Annotated in this window: 15 protein-coding genes and 2 tRNA genes; 15 read left to right on the forward strand and 2 right to left on the reverse strand. The window is 68.4% G+C overall.

The annotated features are described in order from the left end of the window. Positions 1–735: phage recombination protein Bet (gene bet / locus D7V97_RS24335; protein WP_120613031.1), on the reverse strand; the 735-nt coding region annotated here is incomplete at its 3' end. Positions 736–1078: 343 nt separating this feature from the next. Between bet and D7V97_RS24340 the strand changes: the two genes are divergently transcribed. The 15 genes from D7V97_RS24340 (at position 1079) to D7V97_RS24410 (ending at position 16843) form a co-directional block, all read left to right on the forward strand. After that, positions 1079–1151 (forward strand) — tRNA-Lys (locus D7V97_RS24340). Positions 1152–1297: 146 nt separating this feature from the next. Beyond that, positions 1298–1379: transfer RNA gene (locus D7V97_RS24345), tRNA-Leu, on the forward strand. Positions 1380–1483: 104 nt separating this feature from the next. After that, positions 1484–2761 (forward strand): trigger factor, encoded by a 1278-nt coding sequence (tig, locus tag D7V97_RS24350; RefSeq protein WP_120613032.1) that lies wholly within the window; start codon positions 1484–1486, stop codon positions 2759–2761. 47 nt (positions 2762–2808) lie between these two features. Next, on the forward strand, positions 2809–3429 hold the full coding sequence (gene clpP, locus D7V97_RS24355; protein ID WP_120613033.1) for an ATP-dependent Clp endopeptidase proteolytic subunit ClpP: 621 nt from the start codon (positions 2809–2811) through the stop codon (positions 3427–3429). 219 nt (positions 3430–3648) lie between these two features. Continuing rightward, a complete protein-coding gene (gene clpX / locus D7V97_RS24360; RefSeq protein ID WP_120613034.1) occupies positions 3649–4932 on the forward strand; it encodes an ATP-dependent Clp protease ATP-binding subunit ClpX in 1284 nt (427 codons plus the stop codon). A gap of 174 nt (positions 4933–5106) precedes the next feature. Continuing rightward, positions 5107–7326, forward strand: coding sequence for a prolyl oligopeptidase family protein (locus tag D7V97_RS24365; protein ID WP_199728920.1), 2220 nt, complete (start codon positions 5107–5109; stop codon positions 7324–7326). Positions 7327–7516: 190 nt separating this feature from the next. Further along, entirely contained in the window at positions 7517–9973 is a 2457-nt protein-coding gene (lon, locus tag D7V97_RS24370; RefSeq protein WP_120613035.1) for an endopeptidase La, read from the forward strand. Positions 9974–10145: 172 nt separating this feature from the next. Then, entirely contained in the window at positions 10146–11807 is a 1662-nt protein-coding gene (locus D7V97_RS24375) for a peptide ABC transporter substrate-binding protein (RefSeq protein ID WP_120613043.1), read from the forward strand. Positions 11808–11811: 4 nt separating this feature from the next. Next, positions 11812–12696, forward strand: a complete 885-nt coding sequence (locus tag D7V97_RS24380) for an ABC transporter permease subunit (RefSeq protein WP_120613036.1) — start codon at positions 11812–11814, stop codon at positions 12694–12696. Continuing rightward, complete coding sequence (locus tag D7V97_RS24385) at positions 12693–13505, forward strand: ABC transporter permease subunit (RefSeq protein ID WP_120613037.1); 813 nt, start codon at positions 12693–12695, stop codon at positions 13503–13505. Before D7V97_RS24380 ends, D7V97_RS24385 begins: the two co-directional genes overlap by 4 nt. A gap of 65 nt (positions 13506–13570) precedes the next feature. Then, positions 13571–14020: a response regulator gene (locus tag D7V97_RS24390; RefSeq protein ID WP_120613044.1), complete on the forward strand. Its 450-nt coding sequence runs from the start codon at positions 13571–13573 to the stop codon at positions 14018–14020. A gap of 58 nt (positions 14021–14078) precedes the next feature. Beyond that, entirely contained in the window at positions 14079–14624 is a 546-nt protein-coding gene (locus tag D7V97_RS24395; protein WP_120613038.1) for a YqgE/AlgH family protein, read from the forward strand. After that, complete coding sequence (locus D7V97_RS24400; RefSeq protein ID WP_120613039.1) at positions 14624–14881, forward strand: BolA family protein; 258 nt, start codon at positions 14624–14626, stop codon at positions 14879–14881. Before D7V97_RS24395 ends, D7V97_RS24400 begins: the two co-directional genes overlap by 1 nt. A gap of 17 nt (positions 14882–14898) precedes the next feature. After that, a complete protein-coding gene (gene grxD, locus D7V97_RS24405) occupies positions 14899–15216 on the forward strand; it encodes a Grx4 family monothiol glutaredoxin (protein WP_120613040.1) in 318 nt (105 codons plus the stop codon). 91 nt (positions 15217–15307) lie between these two features. Next, positions 15308–16843, forward strand: a complete 1536-nt coding sequence (locus D7V97_RS24410; RefSeq protein ID WP_120613041.1) for a DUF2914 domain-containing protein — start codon at positions 15308–15310, stop codon at positions 16841–16843. On the opposite strand, the gene D7V97_RS24415 is transcribed toward D7V97_RS24410, so the two are convergent. Beyond that, positions 16824–17401: RsmE family RNA methyltransferase (locus tag D7V97_RS24415; protein WP_147444963.1), on the reverse strand; the 578-nt coding region annotated here is incomplete at its 5' end. The two genes, D7V97_RS24410 and D7V97_RS24415, sit on opposite strands and share 20 nt — an antisense overlap.

Raw genomic sequence — 17401 nt, forward strand, 5'->3', positions numbered from 1 at the left:
GGCCAGGGTGGGGAAGGACGCCTTCACCGGTCCGGGCTTGGAGCCCAGCACCTCGTAGGCGCCCGTCGGAGGCACGGGCTCATCATGGACGCCGAGGCCGGGACCGGCCGCGTGGGCGTCGTACTCCTCGGCCGGCATCTCCTCGCGCACGTACAGGCCGCCGAAGGCCTCCGGGTAGGCCTTGCGCAGCGCCGCCACCCGGGCGCACTTCTCGATCATCGTCGTGGGAATCTTGGCCCACAGGGGCGTCTGCTGGACGTAGCCGGCGAAGTCCAGCCACACCACGACGGGCAGCTTCCCCTCGCGCACCACCCGCGACCAGGCACCCACGAGGGCGCCCTTGCGCTTGGCCGGGTTGAAGCGGTGCACCACCTCACCCTTACCCTGGTCCACGACGATCTCATCCTCGGCGAACACCGCGCTCGCCTGGATGCCCTTGAAGTCCGGGAAGCGCTCCGCCCGGGCGAGCATGCCGGCCTCCGAGGGCTGGAACTCGTACTTCGTCACCCAGTTGGGCCGCTCACGGTTGCCGATGTTCTGGCGGCGCGCCACGCAGAACGCTTCCTTGAGGAGCGGGTCCAGACCGCTGCGCTTGCACTGCTCGATGAAGAGGGCGAACTCGTCCTCGCTGATTCCCCGCGGGCAGATGGTCCGCTTCACCAGCTCCACCCGCTCCCGGTTCCAGGCCGCACCCTGCTGGGACGTCGTTCCATCCGCCTTCACGTTGGCTTCCATCACTGTCATCTCCCGCATCCACTCCACTCCTCGAAAAGGACGGACGACCCTCGCCCGCCCACCTGGTTGCCCCGGGGACGCTGCACGCCTTGTGAAAGGTAGTGCTCCGACAGGCCCTGCTACAGGCATGCAGCGCGAACCGCGGCGTGGATCAACATGCAGGCCGGGTCTGACGTTCGCATCGTCACGGAGATCCGGGATTGGCCGGCAGCACGCCCGGCATCCGTTCACGTCACGAGGAATGGGAGGGGAGGTGCAAAAACGTTTTGACAGCGCGCGCGGCGACCGGTATTCACCGCCGCCACTCGGTGTCGCGCAGCCAACGCGCCGAGGCCAAGCAGTCGGGAGCGTAGCTCAATTGGCAGAGCAATGGACTCTTAATCCATAGGTTGTGGGTTCGATTCCCTCCGCTCTCACTCGCAGGGCCCCTTCAGAAGCTGAAGGGGCCCTGTTTCTTTTCCGGCATCCCTCCCTCCCGAAAGAGGGGCCTGGGGCGCTGGGAAGGGCCCCTGTCCCGCCCGGAGGTTTCGCGGTAGGACGGTGGACGGTCGCGCGACGCGTCGGGCGGGTGGCGAAACTGGTAGACGCGCCAGACTTAGGATCTGGTACCGCAAGGTGTGAGGGTTCGAGTCCCTCCTCGCCCATTTCGCGTTGACCCGTTCGTGCCTATCCCCTAAAGCCGCACGTCCCACTTTCCGGTTGCCGCCCCGGGACGTTCAGGCCCGTGGAGGCGGCGAGCGAGGCCCGCATGAAGGTCCAGGTCGAGGAGCTCTCTCCCATCGAGAAGAAGCTCTCCATCGAGGTCGACAACGCCCGCGTGGCGGAGGAGCTCAACCGCGCGTACGCCGCGCTCAGCGGTCAGGTGAAGCTGCCTGGTTTCCGCCAGGGCAAGGTTCCCCGCCGCATCCTGGAGCAGCGCTTCCGCGAGCAGGTGGAGGACGACGTCATCCAGCGCGTGGTGCAGAAGGCCTACCTGGACGCCGTGCGCGAGCACAAGGTGGAGGCCGTCGCCTCGCCCCAGGTGACCAACTCCGGCCTCAAGCCCAACGCCCCCTTCAACTTCGAGGCCCGCGTGGAGGTGAAGCCGCGCGTGGAGGCGAAGGACTACGAGGGCGTCGCGCTCACGAAGATCGACACCTCCGTCACCGACGAGGCGGTCAACGAGCAGATTGAACGCATGCGCCAGTCGCTCGGCCGCATCGAGCCCGTCACGGACCGCGACGCCGTGGCCGCCGGTGATCAGGTCACCATCGACTTCGAGGCGAAGGTGGAGGGCAACCCCTTCCCCGGCAGCAAGGCGGACGGCATCGGCGTGCGCGTGCAGGCGGGCGAGCTCATCGAGGGCAACATCGCCGCGCTGGAGGGCGTGAAGGTCGGCGAGTCCAAGGACATCGACTACGTCTTCCCCCAGGACTACCAGGCGGAGGAGGTGCGCGGAAAGACGGCCACCTTCCACATCACCGTCAAGGAGCTGAAGAAGGCCGTCGTCCCGGAGCTCAACGACGCCTTCGCCAAGGAGACGGGCGTGGCGCAGTCCATGGACGAGCTGCGCACGAAGGTGCGCTCGGACCTGGAGAAGGCCAAGAAGAACCAGTCCCAGGTGGACGAGCGCGACGCGCTCATCAAGGCCCTCCTGGAGAAGAACGCGTTCGACGTGCCCCGCGCCATGGTGGAGCGCGCCATCGACTCCATGATGGAGGGCGCCTTCCGCCAGATGCAGCGCCAGGGCATCGACCCGCGCCAGCTCAACCTGGACTTCAACCGGCTGCGCGAGGAGATGCGCGAGAAGGCCGTCCTGGAGGTGAAGGGCACGCTCCTCTTCGAGGCCATTGCCCAGCAGCAGAACATCCAGGCGTCCGAAGAGGACGTGGACAAGCGCATCGAGGACCTCGCCATCGAGGCCAACCAGCCCGTTGCCCAGGTGAAGAAGTACTTCAAGGGCCCGGACGAGCGCCTGGGGTTGTCTCTGCGACTCCGCGAGGAAAAGACGATTGAATTCCTCAAGGGTCGGGCGAAGTATTCTTGAGGCTTTTTCCGTAAGTCTCCGGCGTCTTTCCTAGAGGTTCATCCGACATGCCCTTCATGCCCGTCCCCTACGTCATCGAGCAGACCCACCGGGGTGAGCGCTCGTACGACATCTACAGCCGGCTCCTGAAGGACCGCATCGTCATGCTGGGAACGGAGATCGACGACGACGTGGCCAACGCCATCGTCGCCCAGCTCCTGTTCCTGGAGTCCGAGGACCCGGACAAGGACATCAACCTCTACATCAACTCGCCGGGCGGCTCCGTCACGGCGGGCCTCGCCATCTACGACACGATGCAGTACGTCAAGGCGCCCGTCTCCACCATCTGCGTGGGGCAGGCGGCCTCCATGGGCGCGGTGCTGCTGCTGGCCGGGGCGAAGGGCAAGCGCTACTCGCTGCCGTCCAGCCGCATCATGATCCACCAGCCGCTGGGCGGGGCGCGCGGGCAGGCGACGGACATCGAAATCCAGGCCCGTGAAATCCTCCGGATGAAGGCCAAGCTCAACGAGCTCATCGTCAAGCACACCGGCCAGACCATCGAGCGCGTGGAGAAGGACACGGATCGCGACTACTTCATGAGCGCGAACGAGGCCAAGGCCTACGGCATCCTCGACGCCATCCAGGACCCCCGCAAGACGGTGGGCGTGAAGGCGGAAGAGAAGAAGTAGACACGGGGACCGGGGTAGCAGGGACTCGGTCGGCGGCCGGGGGTGCTGGGAATCCTTCCCGCGCCTCCGGCCTTCTGCTTTCCCCCCTCACGCCCATTTTCTCCTTGTTAAGTACCCTGAAGGTGCGTGGACGCCCCGGAGGGTGGCTGACTAGATTGGGCTGGGGCAGGGACTGGACGCGAAGCGGGTTGGGGCCTTTCAGGCGCAGCGAGGGATTTCATGGCGGGTAAGAACGTGGAGAAGCGAGACAACCAGACCCTCTGCTGCTCCTTCTGCGGAAAATCGCAGAAGGAAGTGAAGAAGCTCATCGCGGGACCGACGGTCTACATCTGCGACGAGTGCATCGGGCTGTGCAACGACATCATCGCGGAGGAGATCGACCGCGAGGAGACCAAGGACACCAAGCTGCGCATCCCCCGGCCCTCGGAGATCAAGGCCGTGCTGGACGAGTACGTCATCGGCCAGGAGCGCGCGAAGAAGACGCTGTCGGTGGCCGTGCACAACCACTACAAGCGCATCGAGTCCAAGGTCGCGATGGACGACGTGGAGCTGCAGAAGAGCAACATCCTGCTGCTCGGCCCCACCGGCTCCGGCAAGACGCTGCTCGCGCAGACGCTCGCGCGCATCCTCAACGTCCCCTTCACCATCGCGGACGCCACGTGCCTCACCGAAGCCGGCTACGTGGGCGAGGACGTGGAGAACATCATCGTCAACCTGCTCCAGGCGGCCGACCACGACATCGAGCGCGCGCAGCGGGGCATCGTCTACATCGACGAAATCGACAAGATCGCCCGCAAGTCGGAGAACCCCTCCATCACCCGCGACGTGAGCGGCGAGGGCGTGCAGCAGGCGCTCCTGAAGATCATCGAAGGCACGGTGGCCAACGTCCCGCCCAAGGGTGGACGCAAGCACCCCCAGCAGGAGTTCCTGCAGGTGGACACCACCAACATCCTCTTCATCTGCGGCGGCGCCTTTGGCGGCCTGGAGCAGGTGATTGAGCGGCGCCTGGGTGGCCGCAGCCTGGGCTTCGGCGCGGAGATCCAGTCGCGCAAGCAGCGCAACCTGAGCGAGCTGCTGCGCCAGGTGGAGCCGGAGGACCTGCTCAAGTTCGGCATGATCCCGGAGTTCATCGGCCGTCTGCCCATCATCACCGCGCTGGAGGAGCTGGACGAGGTCGCGCTGGTGAACATCCTGGGCGAGCCCAAGAACGCGCTCACCAAGCAGTACCGCAAGCTCTTCGAGCTGGACGGCGTGTCGCTGAAGTTCACCGACGGGGCCCTGAAGGCCATCGCGTCGGAGGCCATCCGCCGCAAGGCCGGCGCGCGAGGCCTGCGCTCCATCCTGGAGACGGCCATGCTGGACGTGATGTACGAAATCCCGTCCCGCAAGACGGCCCGCGAGGTGCTCATCTCCGAGGAGGTCATCCTCAAGAAGAGCGAGCCCGTGGTGCTCCACTCCCAGGACAACAAGGAGACCCCGGAGCCGAAGAAGGAATCGGCCTGAGGTCGCTCGGCCCTTGAGGGCCACCGCAGGGACATGACGGGGCGCGTCACGGTGAGCCGCGAGAAGCAACGCGGACCGGGACGGGCCCCGTGTCCATTTGCGGAGGCGGGCGGGAGGCCAAGCCCGCACTTTTTCCGGGCCGGGGACGGGGCCTTCTTGTATCTGCTGTGCCCCATGAGAAAGCTGCTCGTGCCCGCCCTGCTGTCGCTCGCGGCCTGCGCTTCCACCCAGGAAGCCACGCGCGAAGAGATTCCCGCCTCCGCGTCATCGGATGCGAGGCCGGCGGTGGGCGCGGGCGCACAGGCCCAGGAGGGCTCCTCACGCATGGCTTACCCGGCGACCCGCACGGACGCGGTGGTGGACACGCTGCACGGACAGCAGGTGGCGGACCCGTACCGCTGGCTGGAGGACGAGAAGTCCCCCGAGGTCCAGGCCTGGATGAAGGCCCAGGACGCCCTGGCCCGCGACGCCATCGAGAAGATGCCGGGCCGGGACGCGCTGGCGAAGCGCTTCAAGGACCTGTTCTACGTGGACTCCGTCTCCGCCCCCGCGCGGCGGGGCCAGCGCTACTTCTTCATGCGCACCCACAAGGACAAGGAGAAGGCCATTGTCTACTGGCGCGACGGTGAGTCGGGCCCGGAGAAGGTGCTGTTGGATCCCAACGGCTGGAGCCAGGACGGCACCGTGTCGCTGGGCACGTTCGCGCCCTCGTGGGACGGCAAGCGCGTGGCCTTCGCGCAGAAGCCCAACGCCGCGGACGAGGCCGTGCTCCACGTGATGGACGTGGCCTCTGGCGAGTGGTCCAAGGTGGACGTGATTGAGGGCGCCAAGTACGCCCAGCCGCATTGGACGCCGGACGGCAAGGGCTTCTATTACGAGTGGCTGCCCACGGACCCCTCCATCCCGGTGGACGCGCGGCCCGGCTACACCACGCTCAAGTTCCACGTGCTGGGGCAGGACCCGAAGAACGACGTGGTGGTGCACGAGCGCACCGGCGACCCGACGACGTTCCTCCAGGGCGACCTGTCCCGGGACGGCAAGTACCTCTTCGTCTCCATCCTGCGCGGCTGGAGCGAGAACGACGTGTACTGGAAGCACCCGGGGGAGAAGGACTGGCGCCTGCTCGTGAAGGGCAAGGGCGCCAAGTACAACGTCTTCGCCTGGAAGGACCGCCTCTACGTCGTCACCGACGAGGGCGCCCCGCGCCAGCGCGTCTTCGGCGTGGATCCGAAGAAGCCCGAGCGCGCGAACTGGAAGGAACTGGTGTCGGAGGACCCCAAGGCGTCGCTGGAGAGCGTGTCGCTGGTGGGCGGCCACCTGGCGCTGGAGTACCTGAAGGACGCGGCGACGGAGCTGCGCATTGCCACGCTGGAGGGCAAGCCCGTGCGCACGGTGAAGCTGCCGGGCGTGGGCGCCGCCTCCAACCTGGCGGGCCTGGAGGACCAGGACGACGCCTACTTCGCCTTCAGCTCCTTCACGACGCCGCGGCAGATCTACAAGACGTCGGTGGCGAGCGGGAAGGTGGACCTGTGGGCGAAGGTGGAGCTGCCCATGGACCCGGACGCGTACGCGGTGGAGCAGGTCTTCTACCCGTCGAAGGACGGCACCCGGGTGCCCATGTTCCTCGTCTTCAAGAAGGGGCTGAAGAAGGACGGGACGGCGCCCACGCTCCTGTACGGGTACGGCGGCTTCTTCGTCAGCATGCAGCCCAGCTTCCGCGCGAGCATCCTGCCGTGGCTGGACGCGGGCGGCATCTACGCGGTGGCCAACCTGCGCGGCGGCGGCGAGTACGGCACCGCGTGGCACGAGGCGGGCCGGGGCGCGAACAAGCAGAACGTGTTCGACGACTTCGCGGGTGCGGCCGAGTTCCTCTCCAAGGAGGGCTACACGCAGCCGAAGAAGCTGGCCATCCACGGCGGCAGCAACGGCGGCCTGCTGGTGGGCGCGGCGATGACGCAGCGCCCGGAGCTGTTCGGCGCGGTGGTGTGCGGGGTGCCGCTCCTGGACATGGTGCGCTACCACCTGTTCGGCAGCGGCCGGACGTGGGTGCCGGAGTACGGGTCCGCGGAGGACGCGGCGCAGTTCAAGACGCTGTACGCCTATTCGCCCTACCACCATGTGCGCCAGGACGTGCGCTACCCGGCGCTGCTGATGATGGCGTCGGACCACGACGACCGGGTGGACCCCATGCACGCGCGCAAGTTCGTGGCGGCGGTGCAGAACGCGAAGGGCAATCAGGCAGCCACGCTGCTACGGATTGAGGCGAACGCGGGCCACGGAGGGGCGGACCAGGTGGCGAAGGCCATCGAGTCCAACGCGGACATGTACGCCTTTCTCTTCCAGACCCTGGGCGTGGCTCGCCCGCAGGGCGGGGTGGCGGCCGAGGGCCGCTGAAACCCCCGGAGGACAGTCTCTACCCTCAGGGTGTTCCCTTGATGGCAGGGTCAAGACCCCCCATCTTGTGACGGGAACGGGGGCCGTGACCGGCGTGTTATAGAGCGGTGTTTCACCCTGCATGCGTGCTCGGCATGTGGGCAACTCTTGAAGGGCCTGCCCGGCTGGCAGGCCAGCGGGTGGCGGATACATGTTCTTCGGACGTGACGACAAGAAGGAAGCCCAGAAGCGGGGACTCACCATCCCGCTCTTGCCCCTTCGGGACATCATCGTGTTCCCGCACATGGTGGTGCCGCTGTTCGTCGGACGTGAGAAGTCGATCGCGGCCCTGAAGGACGCGATGGCCCACAAGGGGCCGGATGACAAGGCCGTCATCCTGCTGGCCGCCCAGAAGAAGGCGAAGACCAACGACCCCTCGCCGGACGACATCTTCCACTTCGGCACCATCGGTCACCTCATCCAGCTGCTGCCGCTCCCCGACGGGACGATGAAGGTCCTGGTGGAGGGCGTGCGCCGGGCCAAGGTGAAGAAGTTCCACCCGAACGACGCCTTCTTCATGGTGGAGGTGGACGAGGTCGAGGAGTCGCTCGAGAAGAGCGTGGAGCTGGAGGCGCTGGTGCGCTCCGTCCACTCCGTCTTCGAAGCGTTCGTGAAGCTCAACAAGCGCATCCCGCCCGAGATGCTGATGCAGGTCGCCAGCATCGACGACCCGGCGCGCCTGGCGGACACCATCGTCGCGCACCTGTCGTTGAAGCTGAACGACAAGCAGGCGCTGCTGGAGACGGAGTCCCCGGCCAAGCGGCTGGAGAAGCTCTACGAGCTCATGCAGGGCGAGATCGAGATCCTCCAGGTGGAGAAGAAGATCCGCACGCGCGTCAAGAAGCAGATGGAGAAGACCCAGAAGGAGTACTACCTGAATGAGCAGATGCAGGCCATTCAGAAGGAGCTGGGTGAGCGCGACGAGTTCAAGAACGAGATCCAGGAGATTGAAGAGAAGCTGAAGAACAAGCGGATGAGCAAGGAGGCCACGCTCAAGGTCAAGAAGGAGCTGAAGAAGCTCCGGATGATGAGCCCGATGAGCGCCGAGGCCACGGTCGTCCGCAACTACATCGACTGGATCATCAGCCTGCCCTGGTACGACGAGACCCAGGACCGGCTGGACGTCACCGAAGCGGAGCGGGTGCTCAACGAGGACCACTACGGCTTGAAGAAGCCGAAGGAGCGCATCCTCGAGTACCTCGCCGTGCAGCAGCTGGTGAAGAAGTTGAAGGGCCCCGTGCTGTGCTTCGTGGGTCCTCCGGGCGTGGGCAAGACGTCGCTGGCGCGCAGCATCGCGCGGGCCACGGGCCGCAAGTTCGTGCGCCTGTCCCTGGGCGGCGTGCGCGACGAGGCGGAGATCCGCGGCCACCGCCGCACGTACATCGGCGCGATGCCGGGCAAGCTCATCCAGTCCCTGAAGAAGGCGGGCAGCAACAACCCCGTGTTCCTCCTGGACGAGATCGACAAGATGTCCACGGACTTCCGTGGCGACCCGAGCGCGGCGCTGCTGGAGGTGCTGGATCCGGAGCAGAACCACAACTTCAACGACCACTACCTGGACCTCGACTACGACCTGTCCAAGGTGATGTTCATCTGCACCGCGAACACGATGCACAACATCCCCGGTCCGCTGCAGGACCGCATGGAAGTCATCCGCATCGCGGGGTACACGGAGCCAGAGAAGCTCTCCATCGCGCGTCGGTACCTCATCCCGAAGGAGCAGGAAGCCAACGGGCTGGCGGACCTGAAGATCAACATCAGCAACGACGCGCTGAAGACCATCGTGCACCGGTACACGCGCGAGTCGGGCGTGCGTTCGCTCGAGCGTGAGATTGGTGGCGTGTTCCGCAAGATCGCCCGCGACGTGCTGAAGAACGGCAAGCGCGACCTCATCGAAGTGGACCGCAAGCAGGCGATGAAGTTCCTGGGCACGCCCCGCTTCCGCTACGGCGTGGCGGAGCGCGAGGACCAGGTGGGCATCGTCACGGGCCTCGCCTGGACGGAGCTGGGCGGTGAGATCCTCACCACCGAAGCCACGTCCATGCCGGGCAAGGGCAAGCTCATCATCACGGGCAAGCTGGGCGAGGTGATGCAGGAGTCGGCGCAGGCGGCCATGTCCTACGTGCGCAGCCGCGCGGAGCGCTTCGGCATCGACCGCAAGGTGTTCGAGAACTTCGACATCCACGTCCACCTGCCGGAGGGCGCCATCCCCAAGGACGGTCCGTCCGCGGGCGTCACCATGGCCACCGCCCTGGTGAGCGCGCTCACCCGCGTCCCGGTCCGCCGCGACGTGGCGATGACGGGGGAGATCACCCTGCGTGGCCGCGTGCTGCCCATCGGTGGCCTGAAGGAGAAGACGCTGGCGGCGCACCGCGCGGGCATCAAGACGGTCCTCATCCCGAAGGCGAACAAGAAGGACCTGAGGGACATCCCGCTGAAGATCCGCAAGGCGCTGCGCATCGTCCCGGTGGAGTTCGTGGACGACGTGCTGCGCGAGGCGCTGCTCCTGGAGAAGCCGGAGGAGTTCGGCCGCAAGGGAGCAGGGGACAACCTGAAGGGCGGCCTGACCGTGACGGCCGACGTCTCCACGCCTGTCGCGCCGGCCTGAAGCCTGACCTGACCCCGGGCCTTCACGGTCCGGGGCGGTGGTGACGAAGCCAGGATGCCGGCCGACCCTTCCGTCGGCGGTCTCCTGGCTTCTCTCTTTTCGGGCGGGTCGGGGTAGAACGCGGGCGGTGGCTCTTCGCGCTCGAATCGGGTGGTACTCCCTGGTGCTGGTGATGGCCGCGGCCTGCGGGCCGTGCGGCTTCCAGCCCGAGCCCGGCGTGAAGGTGGTGGTGCCGGCGATGCCCACCACGCTCGACTGGAGCCACTCGGATCCGACGAGCTGGGTGAACTTCCCGGTGATGCTCGCTACGCAGAAGGGGCTCACCTCGCTGGGGCCGGACCACGCGGTGCGGCCGGGGCTGGCGGAGCGGTGGGAGCGTGAGACCGACGCTGGCGGCCACGACGTCTACACCTTCCACCTGCGCGCGGACGTGAACTGGTCCGACGGTTCTCCCGTCACCGCGCGCGACTTCGTCTATGGCTGGCACCGGGCGCTCCGGGGCCGCGAGCGCGGGGAGATGGCGGACCTGGAGGGCGCGGAGGAGGTGCTCGCGCTCCAGGAGCGGGGGGCACCGGAGGCGGAGGTGAAGGCCGCGCTCGCGCGCGTGGGCGTGGAGGCCTTGGATGCGCGGACGCTGCGGGTGACGTTGGACCGGCCGCGGAGCTACTTCCTGGCGCGGCTCGCGAACGTGTACCCGTTCTTCCCCGCGCCGTCGGCGGACCTGGAGGGCCGGTCCGACGAGGCCGTGCGCGACTACTTCGACAGGCCCCGCGACGGGCGCCCGCTGGCCATCGGCCCCTACCGCGTCGAGCGCTGGGACCGCGCCGGGGAGCGCGTGCGCCTAGTCTACAACCCGCGCACCGCGTTCCCTCCGCCCCTGGGGCCGGGGGAGACACCGGCGCCGGTGCTGACGCTGATGAAGTCGGAGATCGGCCCGGCGCTGTACGAGCGGGGACGCGTGGACTTCGTCTTCGTGGACAGCGCGGCGGCGCTGCGCGGGATGCGGGCCGCGGACCTGAAGCGGGAGCCCCTGCTGTCCACGTACTTCCTCGCCTTCAACACGGAGCGCCCGCCGTTGGACCGGCCCGAGGTGCGCCGGGCCCTGGCGCGCGCGTTGGACCGGGAGGCGCTGCTCGCGGGCCTGCTGCCGGCCGCGCGCACGACGAACGTGCTGCTGCCGCCGGAGCTGCCGGACGCGGCCACGCCCGAGCAGGCCGCGCGCCTGCCTCGCTACGAGCCGGAGCGGGCGATGGCGGAGCTTCAGGGCCTGAAGGGGCTGGACCGGCCGCTGCGGCTGGTGGTGAAGGCGGGGGACTCGTTCGTGCCGGAGGAGGCGCTGGCGGAGCGCATCGCGGCGCAGCTGGCGCGGGTGGGCGTGCGGGTGGTGGTGGACTCGCGTTCGGACTTCTCCGCGGAGGTGGCGCGGCGGACGCCGCAGGGGCCTCGCGCGTATGACCTGCAGCTGCGCCGGCTGGGCGCGGACTACGCGCACCCGAACACGTTCTTCACGCTCTTCGAGAAGCAGGGCAACCACCAGACGGGCTGGGAGACCCAAGCCGGCGGCGAACCGATGCAGCGCTTCGAGCAGCTGCTGGAAGCGGCGGATGGCGACACGGACGCCGTGCATGCGCGCGAGCTGTACGCGCGCGCCCAGGAGGTGCTGGTGGGCGAGCAGGCCGTCATCGTGCCGCTGTACCACCCGGATCGGTACTTCCGGGTGCGGGCGCGGCTGCACGGCCTGGACGTGGATCCGTTCAACTTCCTCGCGCTGCGCGAGCTGCGGCTGGGGCCGGATGAGACGGCCGGGGCCCGCGTGGAAGGGCAGGGGCCTTAAGCGCATGCGCCTCATCGCGACGCGTCTCGTGCGGCAGCTCGTCCTCGTGCCGGTGGTGGCGGTGGCCTCGTACTTCCTCATGGCCGCGCTGCCGCTCACCACGGAGAGCGACACCAAGCGGCAGGTGTCCCCGGAGCTGGCCGCGTCGTACCAGCGCGACCTGGGCATCGGGGAGCCGCTGGGCTTCCTGCGGCCCTGGCAGAAGCTGTTCGCCGGCGAGCGGCTGGGCACCAGCGCGCAGGGCATCACGGGCGACGAGCTGTTGCAGAAGCTCTCCGGCAGCGTGGGCGTGGGGCTCGTCGCGCTGCCGCTCGCGCTCGCGTGGGCGCTGGGCTTCGCGCTCCTGCGCACGCGGTGGCGCCGCGGACGGTGGGCGGTGCTCGGGGATGCGCTCCCGGCGGTCGCCTTCGGGACGCCCGTGTTCATCCCCGCGCTGCTGCTCGCCCCTTCCGTGGTGGAGCGGGGTCACCTGTTGCCGGAGCTGTGCGCGGCGGTCGTCATCGCCATCTGGCCCGGGACCTTCCTGGGCACGCTCGTGGGTGACGCGCTGGAGACGGAGCTGTCGCGCGACTACGTGCGCACCGCGCTCAGCAAGGGGTTGGACCCTGGCACCGTGCTGCGCCGCCACGTACTTCCCAACGTGTGGCCGGCGCTGCTGGACGCGGTGACGCCGGTGGCCACCGCGCTGCTCGCGGGCTCGTTCGCCGCGGAGCGCGTCTTTGGCCTGCCGTACTTCGGCCAGCTCTACGTGCTCGCCGTGCTCAACAAGCAGGTGGCCGTCGTCGTCGTGTCCACCACCACCTTCGCCACCGTGCTCGTCGTCGTGAGCCTCACGGTGGAAGTGTTGCGCGTGCTCGTGGATCCGCGCGCCCGGGAGGCCCGCGCATGAAACGCGTTCCCTTGCGTGCCTGGGTGGGCCTGGGCCTCCTCGTGGGGCTGGGGGCCTTGAGCCTCGTGGCGGGCCGCCTGTTCCCCGAGGCGCTCGCCCAGACGTGTCCCCTGGGCATGGACCTGAACCGGCCCGACCGCAGCGTGTGCGAGCTGGCCTTCGGTGGCCTCTGGGTGTCCCTGGCCGTGGGGCTCGCGGCGGGCGCCATCTCCACCGTGCTGGGCCTGGCCGTCGCGGCGCTCGCGCGATTGTCCGGCGGCGTCACCGAACAGGTGCTGCTTCGCGCGGTGGACGCGGTGTTCGCGCTGCCGGACGTGCTCGTGGTGATGGTGCTCCAGCTCGCGGGCCAGTCCCTGACGGACGCGGGCCTGGGCGGGGGCCTGGGGCCCTTCGGGCTGATGGTGACGTCGCTCGCGCTGGTGGGCTGGGCCGGCCCCGCGCGCATGTTCCGGGACCGCCTGGCCACGCTGGAGGGGCAGGAGTACGTGGCCGCCGCGCGCGCCCTCGGTGGCGGCGGTGTGCACGTGCTGCGGGTGCACCTGTGGCCCATGTTGCGGCCGTTCGTGCTGGCCGTGTTCCTGAGCCGCCTTCCGAACGCCATCCTGACCGAGTCCACGGTGAGCTTCTTCGGCATCGCTCGCATGGAGCCCATGTCCCTGGGCCGCTACCTGGGGACGTCCTATGCGGCGCTCATCTACGAGGGGGGCGGGCGCGTGGTGATTCCCGCGTGGAGCCTGCTCGTCCTGCTCGTGCTTGGCGCCTCGCTTGCCGCCCAGGCACTGGGAGGAGGCTTGCGTCGGCAAGTGTGAGGAATGGAGCACATTGGCGCAAAGGTTCCCTTCCAACGGAAACCCTTTGCCCTCTGGTGAACACCATGTCCCTCCCCACGGAAGAAGTCTCCCTCACCCCCGCCCGTGAAGAGCTGTCGCGTGACGACGGCCTGCGCAAGGAAGCCGTGCGCGGCGCGGTGCTGGTGGTGGAAGACGACGCCGCCCACCGGGAGCTGCTGGTGGAGATGGTGAGCCAGTGGGGCTACGACGCGATGCCGGTGGGCAGCGCCGAGGAGGCCGAGTTCGCGGTGCGCAACAAGCGCATGGACGCGGCCATCGTGGACGTGTTCCTGCCCGGCCGTAGCGGCACCACGCTGATGTCCAAGCTGCGCGAGCGCTTCCCGCAGGCGGTCCTCATCGGCGTGAGCGCGATGAGCGACGCGGCCACCGCGCGCAAGTGCAAGGGCCTGGGGGCGGACCTCTTCATCGGCAAGCCCCTGGATCCGGAGAAGCTGGCCACGGCCCTGAAGTCCAAGCACCACAGCTGGCACTGAGAAGGCGAGGGAGCGGGTTCCGGTTGCACGCCCCCGCCGGACGGCCGATGCTCCCTGTGTGAAGAACCTCGCTTCTGGCTTCCTGCTGGCCATGCCCCAGCTTGGAGACCCGAACTTCTACCGGTCGGTCATCTTGATGATCGAACACGGGGAGACGGGCTCCATGGGGCTCGTCGTGAACCGCGGAGCGCCCCTGACGCTGGGTGAGCTGGCGCGCGGTCAGTCGATGGAGATTTCGACCGACCGCGTATCGCAGCCCGTGTACGTGGGGGGCCCCGTGGAGCCCCAGCGGGGCTTCGTCCTGCACGACGACGAGACGGTGTCGGAGAAGCACGCGGTGCTCCCCGGCCTGTACCTGAGCGTCACCCTGGACGCGTTGGGCCCCCTTCTTCAGCGAAACAGTCCGCGCGTGCGCTTCTGCCTGGGGTATGCGGGCTGGGGTCCGCGGCAGCTGGAGAGTGAAATCGCCGCGGGCTCGTGGCTCTATGCCGACGCGACCGCGGAAGCGGTGCTGGGGCAGGAGCCGTCGAAGCTGTGGGATGCCACCCTGCGCGGCCTGGGCGTGGACCCGGCCATGCTGGTGATGGGAAAGGGAATGAACTGATGCTCGACGCCGAGACGCTTCGCCGTTACCTCCTCGAGGCCCTGCCGGGTTCCGAGGTGGAGTTGAACGATACGACCGGGACGGGAGACCACTTCGAAGCGCGCGTGGTCAGCCCGGCGTTCGTGGGCAAGACGATGGTGGAGCAGCACCAGCTCGTCTACGCGCCGCTGCAGGCGTGGTTGAAGTCCGGCGAGCTGCACGCGCTCGCGCTCAAGACCTATTCGCCCGAGCAGTGGAAGAAGCTCGGGCCCCGATAAAGAAGGAGCCAGTAGCCATGAACGAGATTCTCAAGGCCCAGTTCGACGACGTGGTGAAGTCGCACCCCATCGTCCTCTTCATGAAGGGCAACGCCCTGTTCCCCCAGTGCGGCTTCTCCGCGCGGGCGCTGCAGATCCTCCAGCCCCTGGGGCCGGTGCACACGGTGGACGTGCTGGCGGACCCGGAGGTGCGTCAGGGCATCAAGGACTACTCCAACTGGCCCACGATTCCGCAGGTGTACATCCACGGGAAGTTCGTGGGCGGGTCGGACATCCTGATGGAGCTGGCCGAGCGCGGCGAGCTGCAGGACCTGGTGGCCGCCGGTAGCAAGTAGGCTTCCGAGCAGGGGGCTGGGAGGCCCGGGGAAGACCCGGGCCTCGTCCCCTGCGTAGAATGGCGGCGGTCGCCAGAGGGGTTCCGCCGCCTTGCTCACCGTCACACCGCCTGAAGCCAAGCCGCAGGACGAGTCCACCGAAGTGCCCGGAGTCCCGGTCGCCGGGGGGCCGCTCCCGCACGGGACGAACGTCGCCGTCGCCAGCACGGTGACCGTCGCGGATCCGGATGACCTCGTCAGCACGGAGAAGACGCCCACGCTGGTGGACCGCGTGCAGGCGTTTCGCGCGAAGTACGAGAAGCAGGAGATGGCCCTCTTCTTCTTCGCGGGCTTCCTCTACGACGTGCTCACGCTGAGCCCCGTCGACGACGCGCTGACGGAGGTGCAGAACTTCGTCTACCTGGCGTTCCTCGCGGGCCTGCTGATGCTGGAGCAGCGCTACCCGGAAGGGGTGGAGCCTCCGAAGCTCTTGCAGAAGGTCTGGCGCTTCCGCGAGGACGGCCTGCACTTCTTCCTGGGCAGCCTGCTGAGCGCCTTCACGCTGTTCCTCTTCAAGAGCTCGTCGGGCTTCACGCCCTTCGTGTTCCTGGCGTTCATGTTCTCGCTGCTGGTGGCCAACGAGCTGCCGCGCTTCCGGCAGCTGGGGCCCGTCATCCGCATCGGGCTCTTCAGCCTCTGCGTGACGCTCTACTTCGCGTCGCTCCTGCCCGTGCTGTTGGGGCGCGTGGGGTGGTGGATCTTCACGCTGGCCGTCGCGCTGGGCTGCGGGAGCATCTACGGGCTCATGCGCGTGCTCAAGCGCTGGCGTCCGGACGACGCGGCCCTGTTGCTGCGCACGGTGGCGGTGCCGGGCTTCGGTGCGCAGGCGGTGCTGCTCGGGTGCTACCTGCTGGGCGTGATTCCGCCGGTGCCGCTGGCGGTGCAGTACAGCGGCATCTACCACGAGGTGAAGCGCGTCTCGGCGGGCGTGTACCACCTGACGTCGGAGGAGCGGCCGTGGTGGAAGGTGTGGACGCTGTGGCACCACGGCGACCAGGAGTTCTCGCTGCGGCCCGGGGAGCAGCCCGTCTACTTCTTCCGCATCTTCGCGCCGAAGGGCTTCGCGCCGTACCACGTGCGCGTGCGCTGGTATTACGACCACCCGGAGAAGGGCTGGACGTCGCTGGGCAAGGGCTACCTCGCCACGGTGAGCAGCAACGGCACCGAGGGCGGCTACCGCTTCTACGCGCGGCCCGGAGCGCCCCCCAAGCCGGGTGACTGGCGCGTGGTGCTGGAGACGGAGGAGGGGCATGAGATCAACCGCCTGGGCTTCACCGTCGTGCCCGATGAGCGCACGGAGCCGCGCCCCGTCACGGTGGACGTGTCCACGCTGAAGATCGTCAAGCCGGTGCCCCTGGAGGAGTGGCTGAAGACGCAGCCTCCCGCGGCGGCGGTGCCCGCGGTGGCGGTGCCGGCGAAGGCGCCCGCTGCGGCGGTGCCGGCTGCGAAGGCGACCGCTGCGCCCGTGCCTTCCGAAGCGCCGAGCGCTGTGGCGCCAGAGGCTGTGGAGCCAGAGGCGGTGGAGCCGAGCGCGGTGGAGCCAGAGGCGGTGGATCCGGGCACGGAGGCTACGGAGCCGGCGCCTTGAGCAGCGTGACCTGACCCAGCAGCACGGGCACGGCTGTCTCCACGCGCAGGATGCGGGGGCCCAGGGAGAAGGGCTGGAAGCCGTGGGCCTCCAGCAGCTCCGCCTCGAAGGGCACCCAGCCCCCGTCCGGACCGATGGCGAGCACCACGCGCCGCGCTTCGGCGACCCCCGCTGCTTGCAGGGGCTGCCGTGCCGGCGGGTGGGGGAGCAGGCGCAGGGCGTCGGTGCCGAAGATGGCGTCCAGTTCGTCCTCGACGAAGGGGCGGAAGCGCTCGCGCACCAGGACTTCGGGGGGACGCGTATCTCGGGCCTGCTCCAATCCCTGGATGAGCAGCTCGCGCACGAAGGCGCCGTCCAGGACCTTGGAGTCGAAGTAGCTCTTCTCCACGCGGGCCGCGTTCACGAGCACCACCCGGTCCACGCCCAGCGAGGCGACCGCCGGCAGCACCTTCTTGAGCGCCTTGGGGCGGGGGATGGCGAGGAGCAGGTCCACGCCCGCACGGCTGCCTCTTATACACATCTCCGAGCCCACGAGACGCGGAGTAAGATCGTATGCCG

It is taken from the genome of Corallococcus sp. CA053C, assembly GCF_003611675.1.
Classification (GTDB): Bacteria; Myxococcota; Myxococcia; order Myxococcales; family Myxococcaceae; genus Corallococcus.

Excerpts from the sequence above, each read along its gene's own strand:
- tig (WP_120613032.1), top strand. The coding sequence starts at position 1,484 with ATGAAGGTCCAGGTCGAGGAGCTCTCTCCCATCGAGAAGAAGCTCTCC.
- clpP (WP_120613033.1), top strand. The coding sequence starts at position 2,809 with ATGCCCTTCATGCCCGTCCCCTACGTCATCGAGCAGACCCACCGGGGT.
- clpX (WP_120613034.1), top strand. The coding sequence starts at position 3,649 with ATGGCGGGTAAGAACGTGGAGAAGCGAGACAACCAGACCCTCTGCTGC.
- D7V97_RS24365 (WP_199728920.1), top strand. The coding sequence starts at position 5,107 with ATGAGAAAGCTGCTCGTGCCCGCCCTGCTGTCGCTCGCGGCCTGCGCT.
- lon (WP_120613035.1), top strand. The coding sequence starts at position 7,517 with ATGTTCTTCGGACGTGACGACAAGAAGGAAGCCCAGAAGCGGGGACTC.
- D7V97_RS24375 (WP_120613043.1), top strand. The coding sequence starts at position 10,146 with ATGGCCGCGGCCTGCGGGCCGTGCGGCTTCCAGCCCGAGCCCGGCGTG.
- D7V97_RS24380 (WP_120613036.1), top strand. The coding sequence starts at position 11,812 with ATGCGCCTCATCGCGACGCGTCTCGTGCGGCAGCTCGTCCTCGTGCCG.
- D7V97_RS24385 (WP_120613037.1), top strand. The coding sequence starts at position 12,693 with ATGAAACGCGTTCCCTTGCGTGCCTGGGTGGGCCTGGGCCTCCTCGTG.
- D7V97_RS24390 (WP_120613044.1), top strand. The coding sequence starts at position 13,571 with ATGTCCCTCCCCACGGAAGAAGTCTCCCTCACCCCCGCCCGTGAAGAG.
- D7V97_RS24400 (WP_120613039.1), top strand. The coding sequence starts at position 14,624 with ATGCTCGACGCCGAGACGCTTCGCCGTTACCTCCTCGAGGCCCTGCCG.
- grxD (WP_120613040.1), top strand. The coding sequence starts at position 14,899 with ATGAACGAGATTCTCAAGGCCCAGTTCGACGACGTGGTGAAGTCGCAC.